Annotated in this window: 21 protein-coding genes and 1 tRNA gene; 10 read left to right on the top strand and 12 right to left on the bottom strand. The window is 70.5% G+C overall.

The annotated features are described in order from the left end of the window. From cmk to der, 3 genes are read left to right on the top strand one after another with little or no spacing between them, the layout of a single operon-like run. Complete coding sequence (gene cmk / locus JWN68_RS10990; protein ID WP_366519794.1) at positions 1-663, top strand: (d)CMP kinase; 663 nt, start codon at positions 1-3, stop codon at positions 661-663. Further along, complete coding sequence (locus JWN68_RS10985) at positions 660-1,454, top strand: lysophospholipid acyltransferase family protein (protein ID WP_297738635.1); 795 nt, start codon at positions 660-662, stop codon at positions 1,452-1,454. The genes cmk and JWN68_RS10985 overlap by 4 nt, the downstream gene beginning before the upstream one ends. Beyond that, positions 1,451-2,803 carry a ribosome biogenesis GTPase Der gene (gene der / locus JWN68_RS10980; protein WP_297738633.1) on the top strand — a complete coding sequence of 451 codons (1,353 nt, stop codon included), beginning with the start codon at positions 1,451-1,453 and terminating at the stop codon, positions 2,801-2,803. The genes JWN68_RS10985 and der overlap by 4 nt, the downstream gene beginning before the upstream one ends. A gap of 1 nt (position 2,804) precedes the next feature. Here the strand turns inward: der and JWN68_RS10975 are convergent, their stop codons facing one another. From JWN68_RS10975 to JWN68_RS10955, 5 genes are all read right to left on the bottom strand, one after another. Beyond that, positions 2,805-3,488, bottom strand: a complete 684-nt coding sequence (locus JWN68_RS10975; protein ID WP_297738631.1) for a M23 family metallopeptidase — start codon at positions 3,486-3,488, stop codon at positions 2,805-2,807. A gap of 163 nt (positions 3,489-3,651) precedes the next feature. Next, complete coding sequence (locus tag JWN68_RS10970) at positions 3,652-3,861, bottom strand: hypothetical protein (protein WP_297738629.1); 210 nt, start codon at positions 3,859-3,861, stop codon at positions 3,652-3,654. A gap of 57 nt (positions 3,862-3,918) precedes the next feature. Beyond that, entirely contained in the window at positions 3,919-5,523 is a 1,605-nt protein-coding gene (locus JWN68_RS10965) for an NAD(P)/FAD-dependent oxidoreductase (RefSeq protein WP_297738627.1), read from the bottom strand. After that, positions 5,520-6,470: an SDR family NAD(P)-dependent oxidoreductase gene (locus tag JWN68_RS10960; protein WP_297738625.1), complete on the bottom strand. Its 951-nt coding sequence runs from the start codon at positions 6,468-6,470 to the stop codon at positions 5,520-5,522. The genes JWN68_RS10965 and JWN68_RS10960 overlap by 4 nt, the downstream gene beginning before the upstream one ends. Next, complete coding sequence (locus tag JWN68_RS10955; RefSeq protein ID WP_297738623.1) at positions 6,470-6,901, bottom strand: SRPBCC family protein; 432 nt, start codon at positions 6,899-6,901, stop codon at positions 6,470-6,472. The genes JWN68_RS10960 and JWN68_RS10955 overlap by 1 nt, the downstream gene beginning before the upstream one ends. A gap of 114 nt (positions 6,902-7,015) precedes the next feature. Between JWN68_RS10955 and JWN68_RS10950 the strand changes: the two genes are divergently transcribed. Continuing rightward, positions 7,016-7,465 (top strand): hypothetical protein, encoded by a 450-nt coding sequence (locus JWN68_RS10950; protein WP_297738621.1) that lies wholly within the window; start codon positions 7,016-7,018, stop codon positions 7,463-7,465. Between the two features lie 13 nt (positions 7,466-7,478). Here JWN68_RS10950 and JWN68_RS10945 read toward each other — a convergent pair whose 3' ends face one another. From JWN68_RS10945 to JWN68_RS10935, 3 genes are all read right to left on the bottom strand, one after another. Beyond that, the gene (locus JWN68_RS10945) at positions 7,479-7,970 is read right to left on the bottom strand and encodes a CinA family protein (RefSeq protein ID WP_297738619.1); all 492 of its coding nucleotides are present in this window, start codon (positions 7,968-7,970) and stop codon (positions 7,479-7,481) included. 114 nt (positions 7,971-8,084) lie between these two features. After that, entirely contained in the window at positions 8,085-8,714 is a 630-nt protein-coding gene (locus JWN68_RS10940) for a DUF998 domain-containing protein (protein WP_297738617.1), read from the bottom strand. Positions 8,715-8,740: 26 nt separating this feature from the next. Continuing rightward, positions 8,741-9,280 (bottom strand): hypothetical protein, encoded by a 540-nt coding sequence (locus tag JWN68_RS10935; protein WP_297738615.1) that lies wholly within the window; start codon positions 9,278-9,280, stop codon positions 8,741-8,743. 122 nt (positions 9,281-9,402) lie between these two features. On the opposite strand from JWN68_RS10935, the gene JWN68_RS10930 reads away from it, so the two are divergent. Beyond that, the gene (locus tag JWN68_RS10930; protein ID WP_297738613.1) at positions 9,403-9,738 is read left to right on the top strand and encodes a MerR family transcriptional regulator; all 336 of its coding nucleotides are present in this window, start codon (positions 9,403-9,405) and stop codon (positions 9,736-9,738) included. 42 nt (positions 9,739-9,780) lie between these two features. Next, positions 9,781-10,293: a cobalamin-dependent protein gene (locus JWN68_RS10925; protein WP_297738611.1), complete on the top strand. Its 513-nt coding sequence runs from the start codon at positions 9,781-9,783 to the stop codon at positions 10,291-10,293. Positions 10,294-10,317: 24 nt separating this feature from the next. Here JWN68_RS10925 and JWN68_RS10920 read toward each other — a convergent pair whose 3' ends face one another. Next, entirely contained in the window at positions 10,318-10,449 is a 132-nt protein-coding gene (locus JWN68_RS10920) for a WGR domain-containing protein (RefSeq protein ID WP_297738609.1), read from the bottom strand. A gap of 2 nt (positions 10,450-10,451) precedes the next feature. After that, positions 10,452-10,826: a hypothetical protein gene (locus tag JWN68_RS10915; protein ID WP_297738607.1), complete on the bottom strand. Its 375-nt coding sequence runs from the start codon at positions 10,824-10,826 to the stop codon at positions 10,452-10,454. A 559-nt stretch (positions 10,827-11,385) separates the two neighbouring features. Between JWN68_RS10915 and JWN68_RS10910 the strand changes: the two genes are divergently transcribed. After that, positions 11,386-11,574 carry a hypothetical protein gene (locus tag JWN68_RS10910; protein ID WP_297738606.1) on the top strand — a complete coding sequence of 63 codons (189 nt, stop codon included), beginning with the start codon at positions 11,386-11,388 and terminating at the stop codon, positions 11,572-11,574. Positions 11,575-11,662: 88 nt separating this feature from the next. Here JWN68_RS10910 and JWN68_RS10905 read toward each other — a convergent pair. Then, positions 11,663-11,736, bottom strand: a tRNA-Pro gene (locus JWN68_RS10905). 99 nt (positions 11,737-11,835) lie between these two features. After that, a complete protein-coding gene (locus JWN68_RS10900; protein ID WP_297738604.1) occupies positions 11,836-13,323 on the bottom strand; it encodes a sulfatase in 1,488 nt (495 codons plus the stop codon). Between the two features lie 118 nt (positions 13,324-13,441). Between JWN68_RS10900 and JWN68_RS10895 the strand changes: the two genes are divergently transcribed. From JWN68_RS10895 to JWN68_RS10885, 3 genes are read left to right on the top strand one after another with little or no spacing between them, the layout of a single operon-like run. Further along, positions 13,442-14,791 carry a hemolysin family protein gene (locus JWN68_RS10895; RefSeq protein ID WP_297738602.1) on the top strand — a complete coding sequence of 450 codons (1,350 nt, stop codon included), beginning with the start codon at positions 13,442-13,444 and terminating at the stop codon, positions 14,789-14,791. Next, a complete protein-coding gene (locus JWN68_RS10890; protein ID WP_297738600.1) occupies positions 14,784-15,851 on the top strand; it encodes a hemolysin family protein in 1,068 nt (355 codons plus the stop codon). The genes JWN68_RS10895 and JWN68_RS10890 overlap by 8 nt, the downstream gene beginning before the upstream one ends. Before the next feature lie 52 nt (positions 15,852-15,903). Further along, positions 15,904-16,515: a CDP-alcohol phosphatidyltransferase family protein gene (locus JWN68_RS10885; protein ID WP_297738598.1), complete on the top strand. Its 612-nt coding sequence runs from the start codon at positions 15,904-15,906 to the stop codon at positions 16,513-16,515. Positions 16,516-16,517: the final 2 nt, after the last annotated feature.

Here is a 16,517-nt window from a genome sequence, read left to right as displayed (position 1 = left end):
CTGGACAGCATCGTGGTGGCCGTCGACGGCACGTCGGGCTCCGGCAAGTCGAGCACCTGCCGCGGGGTCGCCCAGCGGCTGGAGCTGCGCTACCTCGACACCGGCGCGATGTTCCGCGCGATCACCTGGTGGATGCTGAGCCACGGCGTGGACGTCCACGACCAGGCGGCCGTCGCCGGCCGGGTCGGCGAACCGGTCATCGAGTCCGGCACCGACCCCCTGGGACCGACCATCCTGGTCGACGGCCTCGACGCCTCGGTCTCGATCCGCGGCGACGACGTCAACGCAGCAGTCAGCCCGGTCAGCGCGGTGCCGGAGGTCCGCACGCGACTGCTCGAGCTGCAGCGCGCCATCATCGGCGACGGCGGCATCGTGGTCGAGGGCCGCGACATCGGCTCGGTCGTCGCGCCTGATGCCCCGGTGAAGGTCTACCTCACGGCGGACCCCGAGGCACGCGCCGTACGCCGCGCGGCCGAGGCCGGCGGGGACGTCGCCGCGACGCAGGAGTCCCTCCTGGCACGCGACCGGATCGACTCGGGACGCACCACGGCACCGCTCGTGATGGCCGAGGGCGCCGTCCACATCGACACGACGCCGTACACGTTGGACCAGGTCATCTCGCAGGTCGTGGCGCTGGTGGAAGGTGCCGAGGCGCGCGCGTGAGTGACCTGCCCCGGCCCAGCACGCACCACCCCCGTCGGGCCCCACTCCGCGCACTGCGCCCGGTCCTGGGCACGGGCATCCGCCGGTGGTGGGACATGCACCTTCACGGCACCGGACTCGTGCCCGCCACGGGACCGGTCATCTTCGCCTCCAACCACGCGGGCTGGCTCGACGGGCCGCTGCTCGCGATGATGTCGCCCCGGCCCGTGCACGCACTCACCAAGCTCGAGATGTTCGGTGGCCGACTCGGCGCCTTCCTCACCGCCACCGGGCAGATCCCCCTCGACCGTTTCTCCGCCGACCCCCGAGCCATCAAGACGTGCGTGCGCGTGCTGGCCGACGGCGGCGCGATCGGCATCTTCCCCGAGGGCACGCGCGGAGCCGGCGAGCTCGAGGTCTTCCACCACGGCGCCGCCTACCTCGCACTCGTCTCCGGGGCGCCCGTCGTGCCGGTGACGCAGGTCGGCACCCGCCTGCCCGGTGGAGGCACCAGCTCCATCCCACCCCGCGGCAGCCGCATCGACATGGTGTACGGCGAGGCGTGGCACACGACGCGGACGCCCTGGCCGCGCACCCGGGAACACACGCTGGCCACCTCGGCGTTGTTGTGGGACCACCTGCGTCAGCAGCAGTCCCGCGCCCTCGCCCTCGTCGGGCGTGACCTGCCGGGGCCCTTGCCGCCGGGAGACGCGGAGACCGAGCCCGACACCGGGTTCGTCGGGCACTCAGACCATTCAGACCACCAGGACACCGCGGCCGACAATCCGGCCGACCAGCAGGGAGCATCATGACCGAGCACGACGAATTCACAGAGGAATTCACCGGCCCTACTCCGGTGCTGGCCGTCGTCGGCCGCCCCAACGTCGGCAAGTCGACGCTGGTCAACCGGATCATCGGGCGCCGCGAGGCCGTCGTCGAGGACAAGCCCGGCGTCACCCGCGACCGCGTCTCCTACGACGCGCACTGGAACGGGCGAGCCTTCACGGTCGTGGACACCGGCGGCTGGGACCCGGACGCGCAGGGGCTCTTCGAGCGGATCGCGCTGCAGGCCGAGGTCGCCGTGACGTTGGCCGACGCCGTGCTGTTCGTGGTCGACGCGACCGTCGGCATCACCGACTCCGACGAGGCGGTCGTCAAGATCCTCCGCAAGTCCGGGAAGCCCGTCGTACTGGCGGCGAACAAGGTCGATGACCAGCGCACCGAGGCCGAGGCGTTCGGTCTGTGGAACCTCGGACTCGGTGAGCCCTTCGCCGTGTCGGCGCTGCACGGTCGCGGATCCGGCGACATGCTCGACGCGATCATGGCCGCGCTGCCCGAGGCACCGCCGCAGTCCTTCGGTGAGGTCGGCGGGCCCCGCCGGATCGCCCTGGTCGGCAAGCCCAACGTCGGCAAGTCCTCGCTGCTCAACAAGCTCGCGGGCTCCGAGCGCGTCGTGGTGGACAACGTCGCCGGAACCACCGTCGACCCGGTCGACGAGCTCATCGAGATGGGCGATCGCACGTGGCGGTTCATCGACACCGCCGGCATCCGCAAGCGGGTCAAGGAAGCCTCGGGGCACGAGTACTACGCCTCGCTCCGCACCTCGACCGCCATCGACCGCGCCGAGGTCGCCGTCCTCGTCCTCGACGCCGGTGAGACGGTCTCCGAGCAGGACATGCGGATCATCCAGACCATCCGTGATGCCGGCCGGGCGATGGTGATCGCCTTCAACAAGTGGGACCTCGTCGACGACGAGCGCCGCTACTACCTCGAGCGAGAGGTGGAGCGCGACCTGGTGCAGGTGGGATGGGCGCCGCGCATCAACGTCACCGCGCTCACCGGCTGGCACGTCGACCGGTTGGTGCCGGCTCTCGACAAGGCCCTCGAAGGCTGGGAGACGCGGGTCTCGACCGGCGCCCTCAACACCTTCCTGGGTCGGCTGGTGGGGGAGCACCCCCACCCCGTTCGCAGTGGCAAGCAACCAAAGATCCTCTTCGCCACCCAGCCCTCGACCGCGCCGCCGACCTTCGTGCTGTTCACGAGCGGCAAGCTGGACGCCTCCTACGAGCGCTTCATCGAGCGGCGGCTGCGCGAGGAGTTCGGCTTCGCCGGGACGCCGATCGTGATCAACCAGAAGCCGCGCGAGAAGCGCAAGCGCTGAGTCAGGGAGTCAGTCCGCGGTCGATCAACCAGAGGTTCGGGTCGATCGACGCGCCTCCAGCAGGCCGCACCTCCAGGTGGAGGTGCGGTCCGCTGCTGTTGCCGGACGAGCCGACAGTGCCGACGAGATGACCGATCTCGACCGTCTGCCCGGGCATGACCGACGACGTGCCCTGGTGGGCGTACCACACCTCGGTGCCGTCCTCGAGGGTCAGGACGGTCAACAGGCCGTAGGACGGGTCCAGCAAGACGTCGGTGATGGTCCCGTCTGCCACCGCGACCACCTGGGTTCCCAGCGGGGCCGCGAAGTCGAGGCCGGTGTGGCTACTGCCCCACATCGCACCGAACGCTCCGAAGCCAGCGGTGAGGTGGTAGCTGAAGGGGGGCACCGGCAGGACGTGTTCGCGCCCCTTGACGTCACCGAAGTAGCCCAACGCCCTCAGTCGGTTGGAGCGGGCGTCCTGGAACTGCGCGTAGACCTCGGCGACGGTGGGCGACTTCTTGGCGTCCCGGTCGCCCCTGTCCTTGTCGCGTTCTAGCGTCGCCTGCAGCGTCCTGGCGGACATCGCAACCTCGTTCAGGGTCGTGGGGACCACGTCGGCCGTCGCGGGCACCGGCGCTGCCAGGAGCAGCACAGCAGTGGCCAGGCCGATGATGCCGGGGCTGAGGAAGCGAGCAGGAGACACGGAGCGGGACCCTTCGAGGTGATCGACCTCAATCCTCGCCCGGGAGTGCTACCTCTTGCAGACGAATCGGTATTTCCGCAAGCCCCGGTCTGGTCCCCTCGCTCGATGACCGGAGAACGCGGTCCGGAGATCCGTGCCGTGCTACGGCAGCGTCAGGTGTGGGTCACTTCGACGGTTCGGGGACGTCGACCTTCCTGCACTTCACCTTGGGGTTCAACCCGACGTAGTTGAGCGGGCCGGCGACGATGGTCAGCGCCACGTTGCTGGTCTCGGCGCAGTTCGTCTTGGCGTCGGAGAAGTAGTCACGCTGGAAGGCGGCCACGACGCCGATGACGAGCCAGATGACGACCAGGAAGCTCACGAGTCTGCCCATGCCTCGAACGTAGGGCTCGGCCTCTGGGGTGTCGACACCCCAGGGGGTGGCACGGACTCACCGCCCGAGCGAGTCCCGAGCCACCCCTGGGAGGAACCTGCCGGCCCGGGCGTGCCACAGGGCCGCTCGCGCGGCGTTGTCACCGCATGCGCCGTGCACGCCGCCGCCCGGATGTGCAGACGCCGAGCCCAGGAACAGTCCCCGGATGGGGGTCTCGGCCCGGCCGAGACCCGGCAGGGGTCGGAAGACCAGCTGCTGGTGCAGCTGCGCCGTCCCACCGTTGAGGGCGCCGCCCACGAGGTTGGCGTTGCGTGCCTCCATCTCGTGCGGCCCAAGGACCCGCCGGGCCAGCACCTTGGCGCCGAACCCCGGCGCGAGCCGCTCGAGCCGGGCCTGCATCCGGTCCGCGAAGCGTTCACAGTCGTCGCGGTCCCAAGTGCCGCGGATGCTGCCGTCTCCCGCGTCCGAGGAGGTGCGCTGCGGGACGTGCGCATAGGCCCAGAAGGACTCCGTGCCGGCCGGCGACCGACGCGGATCCGAGCTGGTCATCTGGCCGGAGAGCATGAACGGGGCGGCTGGTACGGCGCCTGCCTGCACCTGGCTCATCGCGAGCGTCATGTCAGCCACCGAGTCGGCGACGTGCACGGTGCCCGGCGCAAGCTCAGGTGCCCCGGTCCACGGGATCGGACCGTCGAGAGCCCAGTCCACCTTGACCGTGCCCGGGTCGAGCTCGAAGGACTCCAGCGCGGTCCGGACCGACGACGGTACGGCCGCCGGGTCGAGCAGCTGGTGGTAGAGCGCGGTCGCCACCACGTCCGCGATGACGGCACGGCGCACCGGGTGCAGGTCCCCGTCCGTCGTGCGTACGCCCGTGACGCGCCGCCCCTCGACCTCGATGCGGGTCACCTCGGCACTGGTGCGGATCTCGCCACCGCCCGCGCGGAAGCGGCGAGCCATCGCCTGGGTGAGCTCGCCCGCCCCGCCCTCGGGCACCGGGAAGCCCACGGTCTGGCCCAGCATGGCCAGCAACATCCCCAACAGACCGGATCCCGGCGCCTCGAGGGGGATGTCCGCGTGGGCGGCGTTGCCGGCGATCAGCACGCGTGCGGCCTCTCCGCCGAAGCGCTTCCTGGTCATCTCCCCGGCCGGGGTGAGCATCGTCTTGACGAAGTCCAGCCCACCCACGCGCCTGAGCGCGGCCAGCATCCCTGCGCCGTGACGGATCGGGGGGAACGGCGTGAGCAGCGAGCCGACGAGATGCGGGCCGACCCGGTCCCACTGGGAGCACATCTCGAGCCAGGCGTCGCCGTCGCCGGCGTGGTGCGCATCGAGACCCGCTGCGGTCATCTCGCGGTCCCGGTGGAGCACGGCCCAGCTGCCGTCCGGGAGGGGGTGCCCGAGGACGGACGGCGCGTGTCGCCATACCAACCCGTGGTTCTCCAGACCGAACGAGGCGATCGTCGAGGAGATGGCTGCCAATGGGTAGAACGCGCTGAAGGTGTCGTGGACAAAGTCCGGATGCACGTCACGATCGCTGCGGACGGCACCGCCCACATCGGGCTGGGCCTCGAGCACCAGCACGGACCACCCGGCGTCGAGCAGGCGGTTGGCGGCGACGAGCCCATTGGGCCCCGCGCCCACCACCACTGCGTCCCAGGTCACCGGGTGACCCTGGCGGCCTGGTCCCTCGCCAGCACACCGACGTTGCGGGCGATCCCGAGAAGGGCGCTGCCCTGGTTGCCGCGGAGCCCGTGCTGCTCCTGCAGCGAGTCCAGGACGTTGCCGGGTCCCTGCACGACGGCCGGCACGAGGTCCTGGGCGACCACGCGGAACAGCGGGGACACCAGGCGGTCGTAGACCCACGGCAGGGCGACGAACCCGAAGCGGATCACGTTGTTGGCCGCTCCGACCTGGCCACCGCGCCACGGCTGGTCGGCCGCGGTCAGGATGCGAGCAGCCACGTGCTCAGGGCTGGCGACCGGGAACGGTGGCCGGCCGACCGAGTCGCTGTAGTTGGCGGCCAACAGGTAGATGGGCGTGTCCACGCCCCCCGGTGCGATGTAGGCGAACCGGATCCCGGGACGGTCCCGGTTGTCCACGCGCAGCTGCCGGAACAGGCCGCGGACGCCCCACTTGCTGACGACATAGGCCGCCATCTGTGGAGCCGCAATGTGCCCCAGCAGTGAGCCGACCAGCACGAAGCTGCCGGCGTCCTGCTCGCGCAGGACCGGCAGCACGTGCCGCGCCAGGTTGACCGCGCCCACGAGGTTGGTGGACAGCACCGACTCGAAGACCTCCGACGGCAACGCGTCGATCGAGCCGTAGGCGACCACTCCGGCGTTGCTGACGACGACGTCCAGGCGACCGTGCCGGGTCATCGCGGCCGTGACGGCGTCGTCGACCTCCTCGTCGATCCCGACGTCGGTCGGGCACACCAGCACGGAGGCCGCTCCGAGTGCCTCGCAGTCGGCAGCCACGCGGGACAGCGCTTCCTCGCCACGCGCCAGGAGCACCAGGTGGTCGCCACGCGCAGCCGCGAGCCGCGCGGTGGCCTCTCCGATCCCGCTGGAGGCGCCGGTGACCAGCACGACCTGGGATGTGTGGGGCATCAGCGTCGCTCGGCCAGGAAGGCCAGTCGGCGCAGCGTCTCGGTGTTGCGCCACTTCAGCATGGGGGTGCGAGCGACTTGAGGGACGAACCGCCCGGGACCCGAGACCGCGTCCTCCAGGATCTCGACGTCGGTCTCCTCACCGACCGGGAGGAGGTTGATCGTGACCTGCGCCTCGCCGACGGGCCAGGCCCGTGCGCGAAGCGTCATCGAGCGGTTCGGCGCCGACTCGAGGACCTCTGTGTTGTCGTCGATCAGCGCGGGCCACAGCCCCACGGAGTGATGAAGACGGCTGCCGGCAGCCGGCCAATCGTCATCCACCTCGCGCATGCGGGAGGCGCCGACGACCCAAACCGGATACAGCCAGCCGTCGCTGAGCACCTTCCACACCTTCTCCGGCGGGGCGTGCATGCGGCGGACGTTCTCGGACATGTCAGGTCCTCTCGTTGAGTGCTCACTCACGCTAACCGGGGGCACCTCGCCCACCCACCACCCCTAGGGCCGAACCTGGTGGTCGGCGGGCCGGTGTCGTGTGATGCTCGGACGATGAGCGACCAACCCGCCCCCGAGCACCGCCGTCCCGAAGGTGTCACCGACGCCACCGTCGAAGCCCTCGGCAAGCTGTCCGGCGCCATGGCCGAGGTCGAGGATGCCCGCGGGCACCTCTGGGCCTTCCACCGCCTGTGCGGCAGTGTCGAGAAGACGATGGAGGAGGCGACCGCGATGATCCGCGAAGCTGGCCACGACGAAATCGCCGACGCCCTCAACGATGCGGTGCTGGGGCGCAACCCGTTGCCGGGCATGTGGTCGTTCCAGATGGTCGAGTCGTACGACGACGGGTTCTACGCCGAGGCCAAGGGGATCGAGCAGCGGGCGATCGACGAGCTCATGGACGGCAAGCGCCACGTCTTCGAGGCGGAGATGAAGGAGCTCCGGCGCACCCGCGGTCGCCAGGGCCACGAAGTCACCCCCGACCACGCCGACGGCGACATCTGATCGGTCGCCGCGATCAGGTGAGCTCCCGCACGATCTCGTCGAGCACGCGGGTGCCGACCGCTGCGATCACGTCCTCGGGGGGCCCGGGGACGTGCATCTCGACCGACCGGACGTGACCTGCGCGAGCGATGGCGAGATGGACGGTGCCGGCCGGCTTGCCCTCCTCCGCTCCCGGGCCCCCCACGCCGGTGATCCCGACGCCGACGTCGGCCCCAAGCAGGGTCCGGACGCCCTCCGCCATCTCCCGGGCGCACAGATCGGAGACCACGGGACCCTCGGAGACCCCCAGCACGCTGAACTTCACGCCCTTGGCGTAGGCGACCACGGCCCCTCGATACCACTGCGACGCGTTGCGGCCGGCTCCCAGACGTGCGGAGACCTGCCCGGCTGTCAGTGACTCGGCCACCGCGACGGTCCTGCCCCGGGTCATGGCCAGCGTGGCGATCCGCTCCGCGCGTTGGATATCGGTCTGTTCCTGGTGGATCGTGTCCTCAGCTGTGCTCACCGTGTCTCCTCGTCGCGGGCGATGGGTCGATGCCCTGCGCCGTACCCATGGGAGCGCCTCCTGAATCGCCCCAGTGGGACCGGCCCGATCAGGAGAGGCGTGACGTGATTCCTCTCAGCGCCCGCGGCGGGAGAGACGGGTCCAGGCGAACCCGGCAAACCCGATCAGCACCGGCCACAGCGCGAGGCGCTCCAGCGCACCAGCGGCTGGACCGTCGCCTGCGAGCACGAAGGCCGCCGCAGCGGCGCCGGTGACGGCTCCGGTCGTGATGAGGGCTCCGCCGAGGACCGGCTGTTCGCGGCGCAGCTGCGCCCCGAGGACGAGCAGCGCGATCGGTTGGGCGACGAAGAGCGGCGTCGCCGCCAGCGTGTGGAGTGCGGCGTCCTGGTCCAGCGGCGCGAAGCCGGTGGCGATGGAGCTGAGACCGGAGACGAGCAGCAGGCCGGTGACCCAGGGCCCGAGCGGCCGCGAGAGCAGCGCCGCGCCGCCGGCCAGCAGCACCCCGAAGCCCATGAAGGAGGCGTTCATCAGGTCGTGCCGCGGCGAGCAGTACGCCGCCGAGCAGCCCACCTCACCGAGGCGGCTCACGGAGTCGGCGACGAAGCTGTAGCCCCCCGTGGTCGCTGCGCCGACCACGAACTCGGTGGCGATGTAGGCCGGGCGCGCGAGGAAGGCGCAGGCGCCGAGGCGCACTGACCAGGTCGGCGTCGCCAGGTCTCGGGGTGCTGCTGAGGGTGCAGGCATGGCTCACCGTAGACGGTGGTGAGGGGTCAGGCGCTGCTGGCGCGGCCCCCGGCCAGCCGGGTCCCGTCGCCCAGGCCGGTGGTCAGCAGGTCGGCCACGGCCATGGGCTGCAGGTCGAGCAGGCTGGCGACCTCCCGGTAGGTGTGGCCCCCGAAGAGGCACAGTGCGAGGCACGCCCGTTGGACCTGGGCGAGGTGCCCCAGCCACTGCGGGGTCGGAGCGGGAACCGGGGCCGAGGAAGGCTCTGCGAGGAGCTCCTGGCTGCGTAGGTAGACGTGGTGGGACCAGGAACGGTGGGAGTCGTCGGCGGAGCAGCAGTCAGCCGCGCAGGCCAGGTCGTGCATCCCCAGCCGCATGGCGCGCGCCGCGGTTGTCTCGTCGCCGAGGAGGGCGTAGGCCAGGGTGTAGACCGAGGCGCCGTGGCGGTCCCAGAGGGCCTCGAGGTCCCACGTCGGGGACGGTGCGTCGGTGTCCGCAACGGCACGGATGGTCGACGTCCGTCGGCTACGGCGCTTGATCTTGACGGTGCCCTGCGCTGCGCCCGGGGGGAGGTGGGCAGTCTTCATCGGGTCTCTTCCTGATCAACCGCGGCGGTCGTGGACCTGCCGTCACCGGCGAATCTAGACCAGAATTCACCCCTTTGTCTAGGGTATGCACAAGGTACACCAGCCGATAGGCTGGACAAACCATGTACACGATCAAGCAGGCGTCTCGGCTTTCCGGTGTCCCGGTCGCATCCTTACGGGCATGGGAGCGGCGGTACGGCATCGTGACCCCGCAGCGCAACGAGGCGGGGTACCGCCTCTACTGCGAGCCGGACCTGGCCCGCCTGTCCACCATGCGCGCTCTGGTGGAGAGCGGCTGGTCGACTGCGGACGCGGCCGAAGCCGTGCGCAACGGCACCGCTCCCACGGTGGCGGCGACCCCCGAACCCGTCGCCATCTCCACCGTTCAACCCGAAGCAGTCATTCACATGCAACGGTTCCTGACCTCTGGGGGGCAGTTGGACTCCGCCGGGATGTAGGAGAGCCTCAACGGCGGCTTCTCGCTCGGTTCCTTCGAGCACGTGGTCGACTCCTGGCTCTTCCCCACCCTGGAGGCCCTCGGCGAAGGGTGGATGCGCGGTGAGATCGACGTGGCAGGCGAGCATGCGGCCAGCTACGCCGTCCACCGACGGTTGTCTGCTGCGTTCGACGCGGCCGGGAGCAGGTCGCGGGGCGCATCGGTCGTGGTGGGGTTGCCGTCCGGCAGCCAGCACGACCTCGGCGCCCTGGCGTTCGCCACCGCGATCCGTCGCAGGGGCATGGACGTCCTCTACCTCGGCGCCAACGTGCCGGTGAGCAGCTGGGAGGCAGCAGTCGTCAGCCGCGGGGCGAAGGCGGCTGTCCTGTCCGTCGTCACTCCGGAGGACCGGCCGTCTGCCGTCGCCGTCGCGGAGCGCCTGCTCTCGCAGACGCCGGCTCCCACGGTGTGCGCGGGCGGTGCTGCTGCGGCCGAACTCGCGGACGGAGTCCGCCTGCTCACGCCCGCGATCGGCGCAGCCGCCGAAGAGCTCGACCGGCTGGTGCACCCGGCCTGATCGACACCGCCGTGTTGCGGCGCGTCAGCGGCTCTCGACGTACGCCTTGCCGAGCTTCTCTGCCACCAGCTTGTCGGCCGCCCGCTGCGTGATCTCGGGAGAGTCGAAGTGCTTGGTGCGGGTCTGCCCGGCGGTGCCGATCCGGCCGAGGCTCACGGTCAGGTGCAGTCGTCGCCGGACACCTGCCAGAACTTCGAGGACCCGTCTCCGACGAGCTCGAACCGGCGCCCGGGTGACCGGGAGGCCTGCTCCGGCTCAACGGACCGCGCGACAGCGGCGACGGCCCGTCCTCGGCGCTCGGTCCGCCGGGGGCGTACGGCGACCTCCGCCCGTGCGACCGGAGCCTCACCGGCCAGCAGGCGCTCGAGTCGTGCGACGCACTCCTCGGGGTCCTCCAGCCAGTCCTTGGCCAGGACGTAGGCGGTGACCCAGCCGCGCTCCGCCAGGGCGCGCGGACGATCGACGTACTGCTCCTGCACCTGGTCCTGACCCACCACGCTGCTGGACGACTGCGTGGACGGCTCCCGAGGCACGCGCCCCGTTCGGGGCCAGCTCGCCGAGGATCCGCCCCGCAGCCAGGGCATCGCCGACCGAGGTCGCCTCGGCGTAGGCCAGCTTCTCGCCACCGTTCTGGTTGCCCGGACCAAAGTTCATCCGCATCCGCCCCTGCGGGTCGCGGGCGTAGCTCGGCGCGAGAGAGCTGACTGCGACTCGGACCAACGCCAGCGTTCTGAAGCGCGGACGGGGCGGCACACATCCGGGACTGGATCCCCCTCCCCGCGCCGGAGTTCGGACTAGGGATCAATGACCCTGGAGGTGCGCCCAGGTCGGTGATGGTCTGCCGGTCGACGCCGTTCTTGGATCTCAAGGCGTCTCCCGCTCGCATCACGGCGGGGAGGACGACGGACCGGCCGGGGCGGGTGAAGCTTCACCATCCCCTTCAGGTTGGGTGACATGCCTCGAGGCTTGGTCATCTCCGACGTGTCGTAGTCCCGTGCGGGACGTCCCTGAGTCCCAAGATGCCCTGCGCAGGGGGGCCTCGGCGTCCGGACGCAGGGCATCGCCGGACCGCCCGGGTGGCGGGTTGGCGGGGTGGCGTCCCAGCGATGCAATCAGACGCCGTACGTCGAAGAGCCGAAGTGGCCCACACACTGCGAGCACTGCCACGAGCCACTCGAGTCGAGGGTGGTCGACGTCGTGCAGGGGGAGGGCGACCGGGAAGTGCCGGCGGTCGTCGCCCAGGACGTCTGCACCCACGAGGACTGCCCGGGCAAGCTCTGAGCCGGACCGCGCGGCTCACCGCGACGGGAACGCGGAAGAGGCCGCCCCCGCTGTTGGCGGGAACGGCCTCCGACCTGCAATTTCTCGGTCGGGCTGACAGGATTTGAACCTGCGACCCCCTGACCCCCAGTCAGGTGCGCTACCAAGCTGCGCTACAGCCCGAGTGCTCGTACGCGACCAGCGAACCGGCGCGTCAGCGAGCGAAACCATACCTCAGCGGTGCGGTCGTGCTCGCATCAGGTCGGTTCGGGGCCGGTGAGCTCATCCCGGCTCCGGAAGCATCCCGAAGGTCTGGTTGCAGCTCTCGCCACTGCAGCTGAGCAGCTGTAGGCGTCGCTGCTCCAACAGCGTCTGGATCTCGGCGTAGGCCGGGTCGTAGATCCGGTTGACGAGCTCGCCGGGATCGAGGAGCTCGTCATACAGGAAGCCGTCGGAGCCGTTGACGCCGTACAGGTATCTCGAGGTGCGCACCCCGCGGTAGGCCCACCCGTCACCGCCGTCGTCGCCGGTCTGGACGAGCGTGGTGTCGCGGAAGGGCTGGTCCTGGCCGATGAGCGACGGGACGAAGGACGTGCCGTCGAGCAGCCAGCCGGGGGAGACCTCCGCCAGCGCGGTGAACGTGGCCGGCAGGTCGACCAGCGTGACCGGCAGGCCGGAGGTGAGGCCCGTGCCGACGCCGGGCCCACGGATCAGGAGGGGCACGCGCAGGACCTCGTCGGTCAGCACGTTCTTGCCGACGAAGCGGTGCTCACCCAGGGAGTAGCCGTTGTCGGAGGCAAAGACGATGACGGTGTTGTTGAGCTCCCCGACACTGCGCAGGGTCTCGACCAGCGACTCGACGGCCCGGTCGACCGATTGCAGGGCTCGGAGCCGCGCCCGGTGCTCGGCGATCACCAGCTCCTCGCGTGCCAGCAGGCGGTTGCGGAAGGGCCGGGGCTGGTCGAGGACGTTGCGCTCGTTGAAGGACGGGGCCTTCAGGGCCGGCGGGACGGAGTCGGCGAACCGGCCCTTGTCGATGGGTGCAGCCGGCGCCGGGACGGGCTTGCCTTGCCGGTTGATCCGGTAGTGGGGGCCGAGGTGCCACGAGTAGATGAGGAACGGCTCGTCCTTCGCAGCGAAGTCGCGGACGGTCGCGTTGGTCCGCTCCGCGATCACCTCGGTGACGTAGCTGTCCCGGAAGGCCACGGGGGAGCCGTCGTTGTCGAAGGAGAAGTCGAAGTAGTCGTAGACCCCGGCGCTCAGCGCGTCCCAGTGGTCCCAGCCGCTGGGCCGTTGGTCGAGGTCGGTGTAGCCGTTGAGGAACTTGCCGATGAAGCCCGTCTGGTAGCCCTCCCGGGTGAACCAGGAGCTGATCTCCTGGCTCGGGTCGAGAGCCTGGAAGCCGCCGAAGGGGCCCGCGTTGTGCTGGACGCCGTTGTTCTGGGCGTACTGCCCCGTGACGAGCTGGGCCCGAGCCGGACAGCACAACGGGTGGGGCGAGACCGCGTCGGTGAAGGCGATGCCACGCTCCGCCAGCAGCTCGCGCGTGTGGGGCATCCACCTCAGCTCGTCGGCGCGCATGTCGTCGGTCATCACGAAGACGATGTTGGGACGATCTTGGCCCGGCGCGTCGCTGGTGGTCGCCGGCGCGGCCGCGACCTGGGCGGAGGCCGGGACGGGGGTGGCGTCCTGCTCGGCGAGCGTGACACCGAGCGCTGCACACACGCACACGATCAGCGCGGTCACCCCGCTACGCACCCACGCCTGCATGCTGTCCCTTGGTCGCCTCCGAATGAGGTCTGAGAGTAGGCGCTCAGTGGCGGCTACCCCAAAGCACGGACCTTGCCCCGGCGAGTCCACATCAACCCGTGCTCCCTTAGGCTGAAGTGTGACTCCGTGGCTGCTCCTGCTCGTCGCGTTGGCGATGATAGCGATCTGCGGACTCTTCGTCGCCGCCGAGTTCGCCTTCGTCACGGTGGACCGCGGAAGCGTCGACCGGGCTGCTTCGGACGGCGACGCCGGCGCCCAGGGGGTGCAGGAGGCTCTTCGGACGCTCTCGACCCAGCTCTCGGGCGCGCAGGTCGGGATCACCGTCACCAACCTGGCCGTGGGCTTCCTGGCCGAACCCGCGATCGCGCAGCTCGTCGACGGGCCACTCGAGGCGGCGGGGGTGCCAGCAGGGTGGGTCCGGCCCATCTCGGTGGGCATCGGGCTGACGCTGGGCACCATCTTGACGATGCTCTTCGGGGAGATGGTGCCCAAGAACGTCGCCCTGGCGATGCCGCTGGAGACGGCGAGGCGGACCCAGCGCTTCATGCGCGGCTTCACCGCGCTCAACAAGTGGCCCATCCGGACCCTCAACGACTCGGCCAACGCCCTCGTACGCCGCCTCGGCATCGAGCCACAGGAGGAGCTCCGGTCCGCCCGGAGCTCAGAAGAGCTCGCCTCGCTCGTCCAGCGGTCCGCTCACCAGGGCACGCTCGACGCCGAGACCGCCGAGCTCATGGAGCGCAGCGTCGAGTTCGGCACGCGGACGGCGGGCGAGATCATGACCCCGCGCGTCCGCACCACCACGGTCGAGGAGACCGAGCGTGCGTCCGCCGTCATCGAGCTGACGCGCCAGACGGGGCTGTCGAGGTTCCCCGTGCTCGACGCCGAGGACACGGTCGTCGGGACGGTCCACGTCAAGCACGCCGTGGCGCTGCCGATCCACGAGCGGGCCACCACTCGCATCAGGCACATCATGGTCCGGCCCACCGTCGTGCCCGACAGCCTGCGGCTCGACCCGCTGCTGGCCCTGCTGCGGGGGGACGGCTTCCAGATGGCGATCGTCCTGGACGAGTACGGCGGCCACGCCGGCGTGGTCACGCTCGAGGACGTCGTGGAGGAGATCGTCGGCGACATCTCCGACGAGCACGACCGCCTGGGAGCGCGTGCACGCCAGCGACGGGACGGCAGCTGGAGCCTCTCCGGCCTGCTGCGACCCGACGAGGTCGAGGACGCCACGGGGATCGAGCTGCCCGACCACGAGGACTACGACACCATCGGCGGGCTCGTGATGCGCGAGCTCGGGAAGATCCCCCAGACCGGCGACCGGGTGGAGGTCGCCGTACCGGACCACACGGACCCGGACGAACCGCGCCAGCACCTCGCAATGCTGACGGTGGAACGGATGGACGGACTGCGGGTCGATCGGGTCGAGCTGCGCCTGGTGACGAGCGAGGACCACCATGGGTGATCTCGGCGGAGTCCTCCTCGCAGTCGTGCTCCTGGCTTTCAACGCCTTCTTCGTCGGAGCCGAGTTCGCCCTGCTGTCGGCGCGACGCAGCCAGATCGAGCCGCGCGCCCAGGCGGGCTCGCGCGCCGCTCGCACCACGTTGGCCGCCATGGAGCAGGTCTCCTTGGTGATGGCCGGCGCACAACTCGGCATCACGGTCTGCTCGCTCGGGCTCGGCGCGGTGGGGGAGCCCGCGGTGGCCCACCTGCTGGAGCCCCTCCTGCATGCGCTGCACGTCCCCGAAGCCGCGCTGCACCCGATCTCCTTCGTGGTCGCGTTGACGATCGTCGTCTACCTCCACGTCGTCCTCGGTGAGATGGTCCCCAAGAACATCGCGCTGGCAGGGGCGGACCGCGCGGCACTGGTGCTGAGCCCGCCGATGATGGTCATCGTCACCCTCCTGCGGCCGGTGATCCGGCTCCTCAACGTGACCTCCAACGGCATCCTGCGACTGCTCGGGATCGAGCCCATGGACGAGGTGAGCTCGAGCTTCACCCGTGAAGAGGTCGCAGCGTTGGTCGAGCAGTCGCGCGGCGAGGGGATGATCGCGGACGAGGAGTACGACCGCCTGGCCGGCGCCCTCGGCTTCACCGAGAAGGTGGTCACGGCGGTTCTCATGAGCTTTGAGGGCCTCACCACCGTCCCGCAGGGGGCCACGCCCGCCGACGTCGAAGCGCTGTGCGCCGCCACCGGGTTCAGCCGCTTCCCCGTCGCGACGCAGGACGGCACGTTGCTCGGCTACCTCCACATCAAGGACGTGCTCGAGAACGACGACGAGCGTCGAGCGCGACGCATCGACGACAAGTGGGTACGCCCCTTCGCCACCGTCGGACCTGACGACCTCCTCCACGAGGCCCTGGAGAGCCTCCAGCGGCGCGGCGCCCACATGGCCCGGGTCGTCACGCGGGAGGGCTCGGTGCTGGGGCTCGTCACGCTCGAGGACGTCCTGGAGGAGCTCGTCGGAGAGATTCGTGACGGCTCGCACCACGAGTGGGCCGGTGGTCCGGACGAGGCTGGATAGGGTGACGTCCGCAGCACCACGACGAAGACTTTCCCCGACGGCAGGTGATTCAGTGCAGGAGCAGACCGGGCGTCGGACCGGACACGCCCGCGTCTGGACGATCCCCAACCTGCTCAGCATGCTTCGCCTGGCAGGGGTCCCGCTGTTCCTGTGGCTCGTCCTGGGCCCCGAGGCCGACCTCGTCGCCCTGGTGGTCCTGATGGTCTCCGGCGTGACCGACTACCTCGACGGCTATCTCGCCCGGCGCCTCGACCAGTTCACCAGCCTGGGCGAGATCCTCGACCCGGTGGCCGACCGCCTCTACATCCTCGCTGTGGTGATCGGGCTCGCGCTGCGCGACATCATCCCGTGGTGGGTCGCGATCATCCTGCCTCTGCGCGACCTGCTCCTGTGGGGTCTCGTCCCGTTGTTGCGCACGCGCGGCTACAGCGCGCTGCCCGTGCACTTCCTCGGGAAGGCAGCGACCTTCAACCTCCTCTATGCCTTCCCCCTCCTGCTGCTCGGCGAGGGCGATGGGGTGGTCTCGACGATGGCACGCGTCTTCGGCTGGGCGTTCGCCTTCTGGGGGATCGGCCTCTACTGGTGGGCGGGGCTGCTCTACGCCTGGCAGGTCCGCAAGCTCCTCCGCGACACACCACGGCGTCCGGCGACCTCGGGAGCCTGACC

The sequence above is a fragment of the Nocardioides sp. genome, assembly GCF_025964975.1.
Classification (GTDB): Bacteria; Actinomycetota; Actinomycetes; order Propionibacteriales; family Nocardioidaceae; genus Nocardioides.
The sequence above is the reverse complement of the archived record's forward strand: the minus strand, read 5'-3'. Positions and strand labels throughout refer to the sequence as shown.

Coding starts and splice junctions, on each gene's coding strand:
- JWN68_RS10955 (WP_297738623.1), bottom strand. CDS start 6,901: ATGTCCGAGAACGTCCGCCGCATGCACGCCCCGCCGGAGAAGGTGTGG.
- JWN68_RS10935 (WP_297738615.1), bottom strand. CDS start 9,280: ATGAAGACTGCCCACCTCCCCCCGGGCGCAGCGCAGGGCACCGTCAAG.
- JWN68_RS10930 (WP_297738613.1), top strand. CDS start 9,403: ATGTACACGATCAAGCAGGCGTCTCGGCTTTCCGGTGTCCCGGTCGCA.
- JWN68_RS10950 (WP_297738621.1), top strand. CDS start 7,016: ATGAGCGACCAACCCGCCCCCGAGCACCGCCGTCCCGAAGGTGTCACC.
- der (WP_297738633.1), top strand. CDS start 1,451: ATGACCGAGCACGACGAATTCACAGAGGAATTCACCGGCCCTACTCCG.
- JWN68_RS10890 (WP_297738600.1), top strand. CDS start 14,784: ATGGGTGATCTCGGCGGAGTCCTCCTCGCAGTCGTGCTCCTGGCTTTC.
- JWN68_RS10970 (WP_297738629.1), bottom strand. CDS start 3,861: ATGGGCAGACTCGTGAGCTTCCTGGTCGTCATCTGGCTCGTCATCGGC.
- JWN68_RS10960 (WP_297738625.1), bottom strand. CDS start 6,470: ATGCCCCACACATCCCAGGTCGTGCTGGTCACCGGCGCCTCCAGCGGG.
- JWN68_RS10940 (WP_297738617.1), bottom strand. CDS start 8,714: ATGCCTGCACCCTCAGCAGCACCCCGAGACCTGGCGACGCCGACCTGG.
- JWN68_RS10900 (WP_297738604.1), bottom strand. CDS start 13,323: ATGCAGGCGTGGGTGCGTAGCGGGGTGACCGCGCTGATCGTGTGCGTG.